The 15,550-nt window shown below is 33.1% G+C and carries 15 protein-coding genes; 11 read left to right on the plus strand and 4 right to left on the minus strand.

Annotated elements, in window-relative coordinates:
* Positions 1–187: 187 nt before the first annotated feature.
* Positions 188–973 carry an anti-sigma factor gene (locus ACM55G_RS07715; protein ID WP_416843322.1) on the minus strand — a complete coding sequence of 262 codons (786 nt, stop codon included), beginning with the start codon at positions 971–973 and terminating at the stop codon, positions 188–190.
* Complete coding sequence (locus ACM55G_RS07720; protein ID WP_416843323.1) at positions 973–1,503, minus strand: RNA polymerase sigma factor; 531 nt, start codon at positions 1,501–1,503, stop codon at positions 973–975. Before ACM55G_RS07720 ends, ACM55G_RS07715 begins: the two co-directional genes overlap by 1 nt.
* Positions 1,504–1,742: 239 nt before the next feature.
* On the opposite strand from ACM55G_RS07720, the gene ACM55G_RS07725 reads away from it, so the two are divergent.
* The 5 genes from ACM55G_RS07725 (at position 1,743) to ACM55G_RS07745 (ending at position 7,316) form a co-directional block, all read left to right on the plus strand.
* Entirely contained in the window at positions 1,743–2,393 is a 651-nt protein-coding gene (locus ACM55G_RS07725) for a DUF4331 family protein (protein WP_416843324.1), read from the plus strand.
* A gap of 26 nt (positions 2,394–2,419) precedes the next feature.
* Complete coding sequence (locus tag ACM55G_RS07730; RefSeq protein WP_416843325.1) at positions 2,420–2,971, plus strand: DUF4331 family protein; 552 nt, start codon at positions 2,420–2,422, stop codon at positions 2,969–2,971.
* Positions 2,972–3,068: 97 nt separating this feature from the next.
* Positions 3,069–4,364, plus strand: coding sequence for a tetratricopeptide repeat protein (locus tag ACM55G_RS07735; protein WP_416843326.1), 1,296 nt, complete (start codon positions 3,069–3,071; stop codon positions 4,362–4,364).
* Between the two features lie 7 nt (positions 4,365–4,371).
* On the plus strand, positions 4,372–6,585 hold the full coding sequence (locus tag ACM55G_RS07740) for a TonB-dependent receptor (protein ID WP_416843327.1): 2,214 nt from the start codon (positions 4,372–4,374) through the stop codon (positions 6,583–6,585).
* 143 nt (positions 6,586–6,728) lie between these two features.
* Positions 6,729–7,316: a glutathione peroxidase gene (locus ACM55G_RS07745; protein ID WP_416843328.1), complete on the plus strand. Its 588-nt coding sequence runs from the start codon at positions 6,729–6,731 to the stop codon at positions 7,314–7,316.
* Between the two features lie 77 nt (positions 7,317–7,393).
* Here ACM55G_RS07745 and ACM55G_RS07750 read toward each other — a convergent pair whose 3' ends face one another.
* On the minus strand, positions 7,394–8,344 hold the full coding sequence (locus ACM55G_RS07750) for a tRNA dihydrouridine synthase (RefSeq protein WP_416843329.1): 951 nt from the start codon (positions 8,342–8,344) through the stop codon (positions 7,394–7,396).
* An 89-nt stretch (positions 8,345–8,433) separates the two neighbouring features.
* Positions 8,434–8,931: a GNAT family N-acetyltransferase gene (locus ACM55G_RS07755; RefSeq protein WP_416843330.1), complete on the minus strand. Its 498-nt coding sequence runs from the start codon at positions 8,929–8,931 to the stop codon at positions 8,434–8,436.
* Between the two features lie 92 nt (positions 8,932–9,023).
* Here ACM55G_RS07755 and menD point away from each other — a divergent pair, with 92 nt between their 5' ends.
* From menD to ACM55G_RS07785, 6 genes are all read left to right on the plus strand, one after another.
* Entirely contained in the window at positions 9,024–10,685 is a 1,662-nt protein-coding gene (gene menD, locus ACM55G_RS07760) for a 2-succinyl-5-enolpyruvyl-6-hydroxy-3-cyclohexene-1-carboxylic-acid synthase (RefSeq protein WP_416843331.1), read from the plus strand.
* An 88-nt stretch (positions 10,686–10,773) separates the two neighbouring features.
* Positions 10,774–11,115, plus strand: a complete 342-nt coding sequence (locus ACM55G_RS07765) for a DUF2853 family protein (protein WP_416843332.1) — start codon at positions 10,774–10,776, stop codon at positions 11,113–11,115.
* 109 nt (positions 11,116–11,224) lie between these two features.
* Complete coding sequence (locus tag ACM55G_RS07770) at positions 11,225–12,079, plus strand: CvfB family protein (RefSeq protein WP_416843333.1); 855 nt, start codon at positions 11,225–11,227, stop codon at positions 12,077–12,079.
* Between the two features lie 414 nt (positions 12,080–12,493).
* Positions 12,494–13,324: a 1,4-dihydroxy-2-naphthoyl-CoA synthase gene (locus ACM55G_RS07775; RefSeq protein ID WP_416843334.1), complete on the plus strand. Its 831-nt coding sequence runs from the start codon at positions 12,494–12,496 to the stop codon at positions 13,322–13,324.
* A 172-nt stretch (positions 13,325–13,496) separates the two neighbouring features.
* Positions 13,497–14,012, plus strand: coding sequence for a PH domain-containing protein (locus tag ACM55G_RS07780; protein WP_416843335.1), 516 nt, complete (start codon positions 13,497–13,499; stop codon positions 14,010–14,012).
* A complete protein-coding gene (locus ACM55G_RS07785) occupies positions 14,012–15,526 on the plus strand; it encodes a PH domain-containing protein (RefSeq protein WP_416843336.1) in 1,515 nt (504 codons plus the stop codon). Before ACM55G_RS07780 ends, ACM55G_RS07785 begins: the two co-directional genes overlap by 1 nt.
* Positions 15,527–15,550: the final 24 nt, after the last annotated feature.

Consider the following 15,550-nt stretch of genomic DNA (forward strand, 5'->3'; position numbering starts at 1 on the left):
CTTAATTAGATTCTGACTGTGCATCTGATTCGGAGTACGCATATAATTTGAATAATGAGGTCTGTCATTATAAATACGAATAGTGCATGTGCAGTCAAAAATTGCAGTTTAATTAACAACTATAAAAAAGGCCCAACTTTGCGGTTGGACCTTTTTTTATTAGACAATTAAGAAGAAATATTGCTCTTTACACTTTTCCTAAAGTATATAATTGTTCCATTGTAGGGGTTAAACTTCCACCTTTAGGTTCTAAGGTTATCCCAAAAGCTTCCGCATCAGCTGCATTATCTACCGCAAACATTTTTTGATCGTTAGCCTTGAAATTGTCTAATAGTCCAATGCTCGTAGGAGTTAATGGATTCAATTTTAAGGCCCAAACCTGATATATCATTCCTTCAGGTGGTTCCGGCAATCCTGAGGCATCGACATAAACCACTTTGGTTTCTTTATTCCAATATACTTTGGCAGAGGATTGTGGAGCAACCGCTTGTCCACCAAGTGCTACAACGGTATTATTTGTATCTCTTACCACTGCTAAATTGGTTTCGCTTGCTTTATTTTTTAATTTTAAAGCATTCAAATCTTTTTCCATTTTTGATTTCTCCACCTCGGCATTAACAACCTGAGTAGTGTTTTGCTCCATCTGATTGTATTGGTAACCTAAGCCAACTAACAATAGAATTGCAGCAGCCCAACCCATGTATTGCGACCAATTTCTTGATGGTTCTAATTCAATTACTTTAGTCTGTTTTAGTTCTAATTTGTCTTTTATTTTTTCAAAATTTTCTACAGAATGAAATGGTGAAAAGCTGGAAGACAACGCTATAATAGCCTTTTCTATAGCAATAATTTCATCGTTTATTTCTGGATTGTTTTTTGCCATGGCGTTCACTTCTTCATTCTCGATTTCAGTGAGCAAACCATAAACGTAGAGTTCTAAAATACCTGATTCTATATATTCTTTTGCTTTCATTATACTTTCAAATAATTTCTTAAATCATTAATACAGTTTCGATTGTGAGTTTTAACGGTTCCCAAAGGAATTTCCAGTTCATCTGAAGCTTCTTGTTGGGTATACCCTTTAAAAAACAGTAAATCTATTATTTGAATACACTTGGGTTTTAGTTTTTTTACAAACTCTTGAATTCCAATAGTATCAATTTTATTGACCAGTTTGTTACTGTCGTCTAATAGATTTACGAAATTATCTGAAGAAAGGTTTTTTTGACTGTTATTAAAATTTTTCGAACGCAGTTTATCGATTGATGTATTTCGGGCAATATTTAGAATCCAAGTATAGAAACGCCCTTTGCTTTCATGGTAGGAATCAATATTTTTCCAGATTTTGACAAATACATCTTGAAGTACATCTTCGGCTTCTTCTCTATTTTTTACAAGAACATTGATTACTGCAAATAAGCTTTTTGAATACATATCATATAGATGTGTAAAGGCCTTTTCATCTTTCTTATAAATTAATACTAATAATTCATCTTGTGTCATAACTTTCTATTTTGCTATTACAAACTTATACATTCTTATTTACAATTGGTATATTATATCAATAGCTGCTTTAAATAAATTTTAAATAAAAATAATTGTATTTTATTTTAGTAATTAAATAATTGTAAATCAAATGATTGTTAATTAAATTGATTTATTTTTTATTTTTTTTATGATTTTTAAAACCAAAGCGAATGTAACGCCGTAAATGCTTCTATAACCTTTTAATTTTAAACAAAATGAAAAAAACAAAAATGATATTAGGTCTATCGCTAGTTGCGGTTTCGGGCTTAATTTTAGTAGCAGCTGATCACGTTGATGCTCCAGCAGTAACAGGTAATGCAGCAGATATTACTGATGTGTACACATTTCAAGGACAAGATACAAACAATCTTGCATTTGCAATAAACACACAAGGATTGTTAAGTCCTAATGCTACAGCAGCGGCAACATTTAATGAAAATGTTATGATTGAAATCAACATTGATAACACAGGTGACAAAGTTGAAGATTTAGTTATTCAAGCCATTAAAAGAGATGACAAAATGTATTTCTTTGGGCCTTACGCTCCAACTGCTACTGGAACTTCTAGTATGATTAAAACGGCAGCTGCTTCAGGAAGTGTAACTATTTCTACTTATGGTTCGACTCCTCTAATAGCGGAAAAAAATGGAATGAAATTTTTCGCAGGGCCAAGAGACGATCCTTTCTTTTTTGACTTAGGTCAATTCAAAGCAATCCTTGCCGGAACTGCTTCTGGATTTAATAATCCGGGTACAGATACTTTCGGAGGAACAAATGTACTTTCACTAGTAGTTGAAGTTCCAAAAGCAATGTTAGGTACTTCAAGTACATTGAATGTTTGGGCAGAAACTAAGAAAAAACAATAATTAATTTTATTTTAAAACATAAAGACATGAAATCTAATAAATTCAAATTAATAGCTGTAGCAGTAGTTTGTGCAGTTGTTTCAGTAAATTGTGATAATAATGATTCGACAACAGATCCTGTAGCAAGTCTTGATTTTTCAGGAACTTTTGTTCAGCAAGATCAAATGGCCAGACCAGCAATAAATACCGTATTTATTGCATCGGGAGCGCCAAAAGATGAGTTTAATGCCGCTATTCCATCAATGATGGGTGCTAAATACCAACCTATTTTTAAATCTAGATTATTAGCTTTAAATGCGGGTTATACTACTAATGCATTAGGACAAACAGCAGATGTATTAACAGGTCTTTTGTCTACCGATGTTTTAGGTGTTTCAAAAACTGCAAAAACAACTTTTTTTGATGGAACTAATGTTCTTACAGGTAGAGCTTTGGCTGATGATGTTATTGATGTAGAGTTGTTATTGATTTTTGGAGGACCAATGGGAACTTCAAACGCTGCACTTACTTCTGACCATGTAAATGCAAATGATAAAGCATTTGGAACTTCTTTCCCTTATTTGGCAACAGCCTGGTAATACTCATAAAAAAAACAGAGTTCGAAAATGGGTAATTTCAACTCTGTTTTTTTCTTTCAAAACAAACAAACAAACAAACAAACAAACAAACCAGATTATGAAAACTTTCAAAATAATTCCATTATTGGTTTTTACAATCCTATCTCTTTTAAGTTGCGAGAAAAAATCAACTCAAATTACCAATACTTCAGATTATGATAAATATCTGAATGTAAAAGGGAATAAATCATTGACTTTTGCTACTAACGAAATTGATTTCTGGCAAAAAAAATTTGATGCAGCTCCTAATCAAATTAGTTATTTAAGTATGATAGCCTCTAATTATGCAACTCTTTTTGAATATACTGGCGACATTAAAAATTTATATAAAACAGAAGAATTATTAACACAATCGAATAAAGCGTATGATTATTCAAAAGTTTCTACTATTCGATCATTGGCAAGAAATTACATTGCGCAACACCGTTTTAAAGAAGCGTTAGTATTGGCCAATAAAGCTTTGGTAATAGGCGAAGGCAAAAAAGAAACACAAAAATTACTCTTTGATGTTCAAATGGAATTAGGGAATTTTCCAGAAGCCTTACGAAATTTGAATGCCATGCGAGATATGAAAGATTATGATTATCTCATTCGTTTAGCAAAATGGAATGATCACAAAGGCGATTTGAAAACGGCCATAACTTTTATGGAAAAAGCCAGAGATATTGCAGAAAAAGAAGATAATAAAGTACTTAAAATCTGGTCGTATTCTAACTTAGGCGATTTTTACGGTCATGCAGGAAGGATCCAAGAATCTTACGACAGCTATTTAAAAACACTCGCAATAGATCCCAATTATTCGTATGCTTTGAAAGGAATTGCTTGGATTGTTTTTTCTCACGAAAGGAATACAATAGAAGCAAAAAGAATTGTTGAAGCGGTTGAAGTGACGCATAATACCCCTGATTTTTATTTATTGAAATCTCAAATAGCCCAATTTGAAGGGAATAAAAAAGAAGAAATCAGCAATAGAAATGCCTATTTCTCTATGTTGCAAATAAATAATTATGGTGCGATGTATAACAAATACAACGTTTTAATTTATGCGGATGATAAACAAACGGCTGCTAAAGCATTAGAAATTGCAAAAATAGAAATTGATCACAGACCAACTCCTGATTCCTATGATTTATTAGCATGGTCTTATTTGAATTTGGGTCAAAATAAAAAAGCGTTGGAAATCGCTCAAAAACATGTTGTTGGACAATCATTTGAACCGAAAGTGCAATACCACTTGGCCATGATTTATAAATCAAATAAAGAAGCTGATAAAGTCTTGTCCATCAAGAAGGAATTGCTTTCTAGTGTGTATGAATTAGGACCAAATTTAGAGAAAAAGGTAAATCAATTATAAATTTCTAATGAAGAATTTTTTTATAATCCTGATAACTTTTGGGGGTTTAACTACCTATGCCCAAATTCAAAAAGGTATTGTAGTTGATAGCGATGGAAATCCTGTAGAAAATGCATATATCAATAATATAAGCTCCGAAAGTCATGCACATACTAATGAATCTGGGATGTTCAGTATTGATAAAACAGTTGCAGGTAACGTTTTGAAAGTAAATTCGCTTGGGTTTAAAAAAATGAATTATACCGTTTCTGGTTCTGAACTTAGAATTGTTCTTGATGATGATGTTTTTAGACTGAATGAGATTGTAATTCAAGCAAAACTTTCGGCGATGAATGTGATTTCAAAAATAGATTTACAAACGACACCCGTAAATTCTTCACAGGAAATTTTAAGAAAAGTACCAGGATTATTTATTGGGCAACATGCAGGTGGTGGTAAGGCAGAACAATTGTTTTTGAGAGGTTTTGATATTGACCATGGTACTGATATTGCTATTTCAGTAGATGGAATGCCGGTAAATATGGTTTCTCATGCGCACGGACAAGGCTATGCCGATTTACATTTTGTGATTCCGGAAACGGTGGAAAAAATAGATTTTGGAAAAGGAACGTATTTTGCGAACAAAGGGGATTTTGCTACAGCAGGGTACGTTGCTTTCCAAACTAAAGATAAAATTGAAAAAAGCAGTATTGGTCTTGAAGTAGGACAGTTCAATACGCTAAGAACAGTAGGATTATTTAATCTTTTGGGTAACCAAAAAACGCAAAGCGCTTACATTGCAACGGAATATATCCTGACAGATGGTCCATTCGATTCCCCCCAAAATTTTAATAGGATCAATCTGTTAGGGAAATATTCAGCTATTTTGGCCGATAATAGTAAATTTTCTGTTTTAGCCTCTCGTTTTTCTAGTCGTTGGAATGCTTCTGGTCAAATACCACAACGATTGGTTGATAACGGAACAATTTCTAGATTTGGTTCAGTGGATGATACCGAAGGAGGAAGCACATCAAGAACAAATGTGAATGCATCCTTGAGTAAACCAATTGACGAAAATACATTCGTGAAAGCCAATGCTTTTTATTCAAAATATGATTTCGAATTGTATTCTAATTTTACTTTTTTTCTTGAAGATCCTATAAATGGCGACCAAATTAGACAGAAAGAAAATAGAACAATTTATGGGATTAATGCGGAGCTGAACAAGAAAATGAAATTGAATGATGTCAATGTGTTGATGCAGTATGGAATAGGTTTTCGCGCGGATGCTACAAAAGATACGGAACTTTCACATACTTTAAATAGAAGGACTACTTTGCAGCAAATTAAATTAGGGGATATTGATGAGTCCAATTTATTCTCGTATGTAAATTCAGAGTTCAGTTTTGGGAAATTAATGATTAATCCTGCAGTGCGAGTGGATTATTTTAAATTCAATTACCAAGATAAATTGGCTACTGATTATAAAACACAGTCGGAATCTAAAGTAAAAATTTCGCCAAAATTGAATTTTATTTATTCCCAAAATAATAATTTGCAGTTTTATATAAAATCAGGAATGGGATTTCATTCGAATGATACCCGTGTTGTGGTTCAAAATAGTGGTAAACAAATTTTACCCACAGCGATAGGAACAGATATTGGGACGATTTGGAAACCATTTCCAAAATTAATTGTCAATTCGGCTTTATGGTATTTGTATCTGGAACAAGAGTTTGTTTATGTGGGTGATGCCGGAATTATTGAACCAAGTGGAAAATCGAAACGTATGGGATTTGATTTAGGATTGCGGTACCAACTGAATGATTGGTTTTATTTGGATACGGATGCCAATTATACTTATGCCAGAAGTATTGATGAGCTAAAAGGACAAAATTACATTCCGTTAGCACCTGATTTTACTTCGACGGGAGGTTTAAGCTTTCAGAATTTAAAAGGTTTTTCGGGAGGAATTCATTATCGTTATTTAAAAAGTCGTCCAGCAAACGAAGATAATTCGATAGTTGCCAAAGGCTATTTTGTTTCTGATTTCAACATTAATTATAAATATAAAAATATTTCTTTCGGAATAGCAGTTGATAATTTATTTGATACAAAATGGAATGAAACGCAATTTGCTACTGAATCAAGATTAAAAAATGAGCTAACAAGTGTGGAAGAAATACATTTTACACCAGGAACGCCTTTCTTTATGAAAGGGAAAATTACATATACGTTTTAATTTACTATAAAGAAGATTAGTTTGTTTTGTTTAGAAGCCTGGTATTTTGTTTGATATCAGGCTTCTTTTTATTTAACTTGTGTTTAACCAAAATAAATTTTTAAGCAACAATTAATTGTTTTAATTTTATAAAAAATATAATTATGAAAAACCTATTATTCTTATCATGTGCTATCCTATTTCTTTTTAGTTGTCAAAACCAGGCACAAACTAAAAAAACAAAATTAAATAAAAGCAATACCACTATGGCCAAGGAAACTATTTATCAATTTAAAGTAACCGATTTATCAGGAAATATTTTCGATTTTGCATCCTTGAAAGGCAAAAAAGTAATGATTGTGAATACCGCTTCAAAATGTGGTTTGACTCCTCAATACAAAGACCTTGAGGTTATCTATAAAGAATACGCAGCTAAAGGTTTTGTTATTGTAGGCTTTCCAGCCAATAATTTTGCTTCACAAGAACCTGGAACGAATAAAGAAATTGCTACTTTTTGCCAATTGAATTATGGTGTGACTTTTCCTATGATGGACAAAGTTTCAGTAAAAGGAGATGATATGTGTGCAGTATATCAGTTTTTGACTCAAAAATCAAAAAATGGTTTACAAGATTCAGAAGTGAAATGGAATTTCCAGAAATACCTAATCAACGAAAAAGGAGAACTTGAAAAAGTTATTGATCCAAAAACATTACCAACAGATGCTTCAATCGTAGATTGGATTAAAGCATAGTTAATTATAAATGTAAATAAAAAAGCGATTTTCGGAAAACTGAAAATCGCTTTTTTTATTTTAGAAACTGTTAGAAATTAAATTTTTTCGTTCTTGAAAATTGCTGCAACTGCCGCTTCGTAATTTCTAATACTTTGTGCTTTTTTTATTTGTTTCAATACTTTATGTGGATTTGAAAACGTAGCAGAAAAATACTCCCATAAATGATACATCTTCAGTAAAATATGAGTAGAGCCGGATAGTGACTCACTATATATTCCGTAAAGGGTGTCGTGAAAAGCACTGAACAATTCCATTTTGTTTGCAGGATATTCCATGGTATTGCTTTTTATCATACTTGGTAAAAAAGGATCGGAAATTAGTCCTCGCCCAATCATCCAGTGGTCTATAGAAGGAAAACGCTCTTGCATTTCATGAAATTTAGCCACCGAAGTGATATCGCCATTGTAATACAGTTTGTGAATCGTGTTATCGATGCATTGTTGAAACGCATCAAGATGTACGCCACCTTTATAGAGTTGTTTGCCAATGCGAGCATGAATGGCAATGTTTTTAATAGGATACGTATCTAGAATGGGCAAAACATCTAGAATTTCTTCGCTATTTTCATATCCCAAACGCATTTTCATAGACACAATAATGTCAGATTCAGAATGTGCCCTGTGAAGAATACTATTAATTTTCTCAGGATTACTGATCAAACCGGAACCCATACCAGATTTTGTAACCATGGGATAAGGACATCCTAAATTCCAGTTTAATTCTTTATATCCTAATTCTCGAACATATTTGGCTACAAATAAAAACTCATCGGCATCGTTTGTTATAACTTGTGGAATTACCTCCAAACCAATATTGTTTTCAGGAAGTAGGTCTCTTTCGTAAGACGGTTTAATGACTAACTTCCCGTTTAAACGGATGTAGGGGGAATAATAGGTATCAATCCCGCCGAAATATTTGTTTAAAGCATTTCTAAATCGAAAATCGGTAAATCCTTGTAGAGGTGAGGAGAGTAAGGTGTAGTCCATGAAATTTTTAGTTGGGCAAATATACCATTCTTTAGATAGTTAGGGTTTTCTTAGAGCAATTATGTTTTTTGTTTAATGAAAGCACTTATTTATTTTAGAATCAATTGCATAAAAACCAAATCGAGCCAATGATCAAATTTGTAACCTACTTCACGAATTGTACCCACCACTTTGAAACCAAATTTTTCATGAAAAGCAATGCTTCCTGAATTTTCAGCATCAATAGCGCCAATCATAACATGGTAATCTTGCTCTTTTGCCAATCGAATGAGTTCAGCCAATAATTGTTTTCCAACGCCTTTTCCTATAAACTCCTGGGCGACATAAACGGAATGTTCTACTGTGAATTGATAGCCTATTTTTTGTCTAAATGGACCGTAGCTTGCAAATCCAATTGCCCCATTTTCAAATTCGGCTACAATTATCGGTAAATTTTTTTCCAATTTGTCTTCAAACCATAATTTTTGGGTTTCAAAATCACGTGGCTCATAATCGTAATTAGAAGTACTATGAAGTATTTCGTGATTAACGATTTCTAGTATTGTGTCAATATCGGCAAAAACAGCAGGTCTTATCTTAATTTCCATGAAAAGTATTTTCTTTCAAATTTAAGAAAACTATTTAAGATTAAAGAAAAACCTTTGCAACTTTGTATCTTTGTTTTTTTGAAACGAAAACAATGATTTACCCCAAAATACCTTTAGCGCAAAGCATTATTCAAATTTGTTTAGCCAAAGGAATCACCACCATAATAATTTCCCCAGGTTCTCGAAATGCTCCGTTAACGATTGGTTTTGTGAGTAATCCTGCCTTTAAATGTTATAGTATTGTTGACGAGCGTTGTGCCGCTTTTTTTGCACTTGGAATTGCACAGCAAACAAAACAGCCAGTGGCTTTGGTTTGTACATCGGGTTCCGCATTACTGAATTATTATCCTGCTATTGCGGAAGCTTTTTACAGTCAGATTCCTTTAATCGTAATCTCTGCGGACAGACCTCAAAGCAAAATCGATATAGGCGACGGACAAACAATCCGACAGGAAAATGTGTTTATAAACCATTCTTTATACAATGCGAATTTAAATGAAGCTGTTTCAAAAGCAAATGATTTCAAAATAAACGAAGCGATAGATTTGGCCTTGCATAAAAAAGGACCCGTTCATATCAATGCACCATTTGAAGAGCCTCTTTACGAAACCGTTTCAGAACTTTTAGTAGATGTCATGGTTAATAATTTTGCAAATTTGAATGCATGGAACACCTTAGAAAATATTTCGGAGTTTGCGACTATTTGGAACAATTCAACTAAAAAAATGATTTTAGTTGGCGTGAACGAACCAAATTTGATTAGCGAAAAAACAATCGATTTATGGGCTCAAGATGAATCAGTTGTTGTTATGACCGAAACTACATCTAACGTGAATCATCCTTCATTTATAAACAATATCGACACCATAATTACCCCTTTTACCAATGAAGATTTTGAGGATTACCGACCGGAAATATTGATAACTTTTGGCGGAATGATAGTTTCTAAAAGAATCAAAGCTTTTTTGAGAAAATACAAACCAAAACACCATTGGCATATTGACACTTTAAGGGCGTACGATACTTTCAATGCATTGACGAAACATTTTGAAGTCAATCCGAATACTTTTTTCGAAGCCTTTTTGCCTTTAACGGAAATAGTAAAAAGCGATTATTTTGAGAAACTACAAGCAGTGAAACTTTTGCGAAAGCAAAAACATGAATTCTATTTGGCAAAAATTCAATTTTCAGATTTTAAAGTTTTCGAAAAAGTAATTCAAAGTTTACCAAAGAATACTCAATTACAAATCAGTAATAGTTCAGCGATTCGTTATGCGCAATTAATAGACATCGATCCTTCGATTGAAGTGTATTGCAATCGCGGTACCAGTGGAATCGACGGAAGTACCGCAACGGCTATTGGTGCGGCTATTGCCAATGAAAAACAAACGATTTTTATAACGGGAGATATTGGGTTTTTATACGATAGTAACGCCTTATGGAATAATTACATCCCAAAAAACTTCAAAATTATTTTGATCAATAACGGTGGTGGCGGGATATTTAGAATTTTGCCCGGACATGAAGAAACGCCTGTTTTTAATACTTTCTTTGAAACATCACATAGTCTTACCGCAGAACATTTGGCTAAAATGTATGGTTTTGAATATAGTATTGCCAATGATGAAAAGGGTTTAGTAAAGGAACTGGATGTTTTTTATAGTCAAAATGAAAAACCAAGTATTCTGGAAATTTTCACACCAACATTAGATAACGACAGAATTTTGTTGCAATATTTTAAAGAATTAGTTTAATTATTTTATTTATTCGTTTAAAAATATAATTAAATGTTTAAATTTGAGAGAGTTAAAAATCTATTAATCAAATGTTAAACTTTTATTTATGAGTGCAAGAGACGAATTGATCGTAAAGTATGTTGCCGATTTGAAAGACAAATGTGGCGTTAATCCTGATATGGATTTGTTGACCAAAGTAACTGTAGGTTGCGGACCGTCAATTTATAATACAGATTCGGCTACAGTTGCCGGAAGCCAACAATCTGAATTGGACACGATGAAAAATAATTTTCTAATTAAGAAATTAGGACTTGCTGAAAGTGCTAATTTAGATGCGGGAATTGATGGTGTAATGGAAAAATATGGTCGTTCCAATAAAAATAAATACCGAGTTGTAGTGTATTATTTATTGGCAGTTCATTTTGGGAAAGAGAGCGTTTACAATTAGTGATAAATATAAAAATGAAAGGCGCCTTTGTTGGCGCTTTTTTATGAAGTGATTTTTCGTGCTACTATTTTCAAACTTCGTACCTTTGCGCTTTAGAAATTGAAAGAAAATGATTGAAATAGGAAAATACAATACGCTTACCATTTTACGCGACACCAAAGTGGGTTTGTTTCTGGGGAATCCAGAAAAAGATCCTGAAGGAATACATGATATTCTTTTGCCTAACAAATACGTTCCAAACGAATTTGAAATAGGGGAGGAACTGATTGTTTTTGTGTATCGAGACCACGAAGAAAGACCCGTTGCCACAACATTAGAACCTTATATATTATTGAATGAGTTTGCACTTTTGCGTGTGAATTATACCAATCAGATTGGTGCTTTTATGGATTGGGGAATGGAAAAAGATATTTTGGTTCCGTTCAAAGAGCAAGCGCGTCCTATGGAAAAAGGAAAACGCTACTTGGTGTACCTTTATATGGACGAGCAAACCAAACGATTGGTAGCTTCAAGCAAAACCAACCAGTTTTTGAAAAACGACAATCTTACGGTCGAAAAAGGAGAAGAAGTTGATTTAATCGTTTCTCATATCACTGAATTGGGTATCAATGTTATTATTAATGAGCAACACAAAGGCTTGATGTATAAAGACGAAGTGTATGACGATGCGATTCGCACGGGAGACCGTATGCGAGGTTACATCAAAACGATTCGTCCAGACAATAAAATCGATGTTTCTTTGCAAATACAAGGATATCAAAGTATAGAACCGAATGCCGATAAAATCCTGGACGAATTAAGAGCCAGTAGAGGTTTCTTACGTTTAACGGATAATTCACATCCGGAAGACATTAAAACGGTTTTGAAAATGAGCAAGAAAACCTTCAAGAAAGCCATTGGTGCTTTGTATAGGGAAAAATTAATAGAGATTAAGGAAGATGGAATTTACTTGGTTAAGGAATAAAAGAGAAAGACTAATCAGAACGATTAGTCTTTCTCTTTTTATATTGTTTTGAATTCATTAAATTCAAAACAAAAAATAAATTAAATTTATTCTCAAAAATATTCATTCCAATTTATAATTAGCGCAAATTACTTTTTAAAATGGGTTTGTTTTTAAGTGTCCAAACGCTTGTTTAGTAGCTAAAATTAATTTTCACATTAAAGCTATTGGTTTATTATAAAGTTGTATTATCTTGACTATAAACACTTAAGATCTTAGATTATTTTAATGGACAACTGTTGATATTCTGTTTTTATTTTTTTTGTTTTTCGATTGTTTAATTTGAGGAAGATTACCACAAGCTTCTATAAAATAGAATAGATAAAATGTAAAAAATGATTTAATTTTACACTGAAATAATTTAAATCAATTGTAATGGATTGGATCACTGTTAAAGAATACGAGGATATAACTTATAAGAAATGCAATGGCGTTGCCAGAATAGCTTTCAACAGACCGGATGTGCGTAATGCTTTCCGACCAAAAACAACTTCGGAATTATATAATGCATTTTACGATGCCCAAGAAGATACTTCTATTGGGGTTGTTTTACTCTCTGCAGAAGGACCTTCGTCTAAAGACGGCGTGTATTCTTTTTGTAGCGGTGGAGATCAAAACGCACGCGGTCATCAAGGCTATGTGGGCGATGATGGGCAACATCGTTTGAACATTTTGGAAGTACAACGTTTAATCCGATTCATGCCTAAAGTTGTTATCGCCGTAATTCCGGGTTGGGCTGTAGGTGGTGGACACAGTTTACATGTAGTTTGCGATTTAAGTTTGGCGAGTAAAGAACACGCAATTTTCAAGCAAACTGATGCTGATGTAACTAGTTTTGATGGTGGATACGGTTCTGCGTATCTGGCTAAAATGGTAGGCCAGAAAAAAGCGCGTGAGATTTTCTTCTTGGGACGCAATTATTCGGCTCAGGATGCCATGGATATGGGAATGGTCAATGCCGTGATTCCACATGCCGAATTAGAAGATACGGCTTACGAATGGGCGCAGGAAATATTAGGCAAATCGCCAATGGCTATCAAAATGCTAAAATTTGCAATGAATCTTACGGATGATGGAATGGTAGGGCAACAAGTTTTTGCAGGTGAAGCGACACGTTTGGCTTATATGACTGAAGAAGCCAAAGAAGGCAGAAATGCATTTTTGGAAAAGAGAAAGCCGAATTTTGAAAAAAAATGGTTGCCATAATTTAGTAATCAGTGTTCAGTCTCGGCACTTCGGGATTAGTGTTCAATTGGTATAAAGAGCAAAGTCGCAATTTGTCCTCATTAAGAGGGGGGCTTATGAGCGTCTCAAATAATAATTTAGCGTCTTTGTTGGCAAAATAAAGTCTTTAAGTTAAAAAAAATAAACAGTCTAAATGGAAAACTTCAGCAACGAAACTATAGATATCACTCAGCTTCCTAAATTTGAGGAAGTACCTTTTTTAAGTTTGAAAAAATTGTATTGGAAAGTGATATTGATTAATATGTTTATAGTGTTTCTGTTGTTGGCAATTGGTTTAGGTTTTGCGATGATAAAGATTGAGGAATTAGTAGCGTGTCAATTAGAAATTGGGATTGCTTTTGGACTCTTAATCCTGATTTTTATTTTCTTTTCATATCTAAGTTTCAATAAAAAAGGCTTCGCTTTCAGAGAACACGATGTGCTTTTTAGATATGGAATTATTGCTACAAATACAATTGTAATTCCTTATAATAGAATACAACACGTTGCATTGCATGAAGGAATGATTTCACGTTACTTTGGATTGGCTAAAATTGAAATTTTCACTGCAGGAGATAGTTCCAGTGATATAGAAATTCCTGGAATTGAAAAAGAACAGGCCGAAAATATCAAACAACTCTTGATGGGTAAAATACAAAAACAACTTTAATGCGAGCGGATTTTAGTCAACCACAAAGGCAGTCTGTGGTTGGTATTTTGGTACTTTTTTTTGATACCATTCGTCATTTTGGTAAAGCGCTTTGGCCGATACTTGTCGTTTGGATTTTTAAATTCAAAGAACTCAATCCGTTATATTTGATACTGGGGATACTCAGTGTTTTGTTAGTTTTTGGAATTATTGCCTATCTTAAATATTTGAATTTCACTTTTTTTTTAGATAAAGAAAATCAAGAGTTCGTTATTACAGAAGGTGTTTTGATTAAAACAAAAACAACTATTCGACTTAATAAAATTCAGCAAGTAACGATTAAACAGTCCTTTATTCAAAAAATTATTGGAGTGCATGCGCTAGATGTCGATACTGCTGGAGCTAATAAAACGGAAGTGGCAATCAAAGCCATTTCGCATGATTTAGCTTTAGAGTTGAAAGCGCATTTGTTAGAAAATGAAACGAACAATAGAATAGTAGTTCCGGATGAAATTGATGCAGAGATGCAAGCAAATCCGGTTCATATTGAAGAATTACCTTTTATAAAAATCAGTTTTTTGAGTTTGTTGAAAGTTGGGATTTCCTCTAATTATGTGAAGAGTTTCTTTATTTTGTTAGCTTTCTCTATTACGTTTTATGATAATGTAAAAAGATTTTTTGGCGAATCGACCATCGATGAATCTAAAATTGATTCGTATTTAAAGGAAAGTGCCATATTAGAAATGGTTCCAATATTGATCCTCCTTCTTTTTTTTGTGATTTTGGTTATGAATGTCTTCAGAATGGTTTTTAGGTATTTTGATTTTAGAATTACAAAACAAACCGGTTCCTTGTTACTTTCCTTTGGGTTGTTAAATACAAAAAGTACGATTATCAAACTAGAAAAAGTTCAAATCGTAGCTGTTTCCAGTAATTACTTTCAAAAGAAAATGAATATACTCGAAATGAAAATCAAGCAGGCGACCAGCGGTGAGAAAGAAGAACGAAAAGCTGGAATTGAAATCCCTGGCTGCAATGAATTCGAACAGAATGAAATTTTGAAATTACTATTTAATAAAATCCCTGAAAAAGGAGTGGTATTAAAGCCTAATTTCCGAAAACTTGGATTTTCTATATTTCTTACAATTGGGCTACCTTTGTTTGTGTTTTATTTTTTGCGTGATGAGGTAGTTTCACAGTTTCCTACTTTAGATATCTTGGCTGCTTTCTATGTAGTGTTTGTTGGAGTTGTTCAGTTTTTTAAATATAGAAATAACCGTCTTTTTGTCAATGATCATTTTATTATTAAACAAAGTGGTGCATGGGATATTAGTAATGAAATTATAGAGCCAAGTAAAATTCAAGCAGTTACAACATCGCAGCTTTTTTGGCATAAAAAATTAAATATAGGTTCGGTAACGCTACATACCGCTGGAGGAAACATCGCTTTTCAGTTGGGAGATTATATAAAAATTAAACAGTATGTCAACCTTTGGTTGTACGAAATAGAAACGTCCGATAGTAATTGGATGTAAATAAAATGGGTTAAAATTTAAAGT

The organism is Flavobacterium algoriphilum, assembly GCF_048158655.1.
GTDB classification, from domain to species: Bacteria; Bacteroidota; Bacteroidia; order Flavobacteriales; family Flavobacteriaceae; genus Flavobacterium; species Flavobacterium algoriphilum.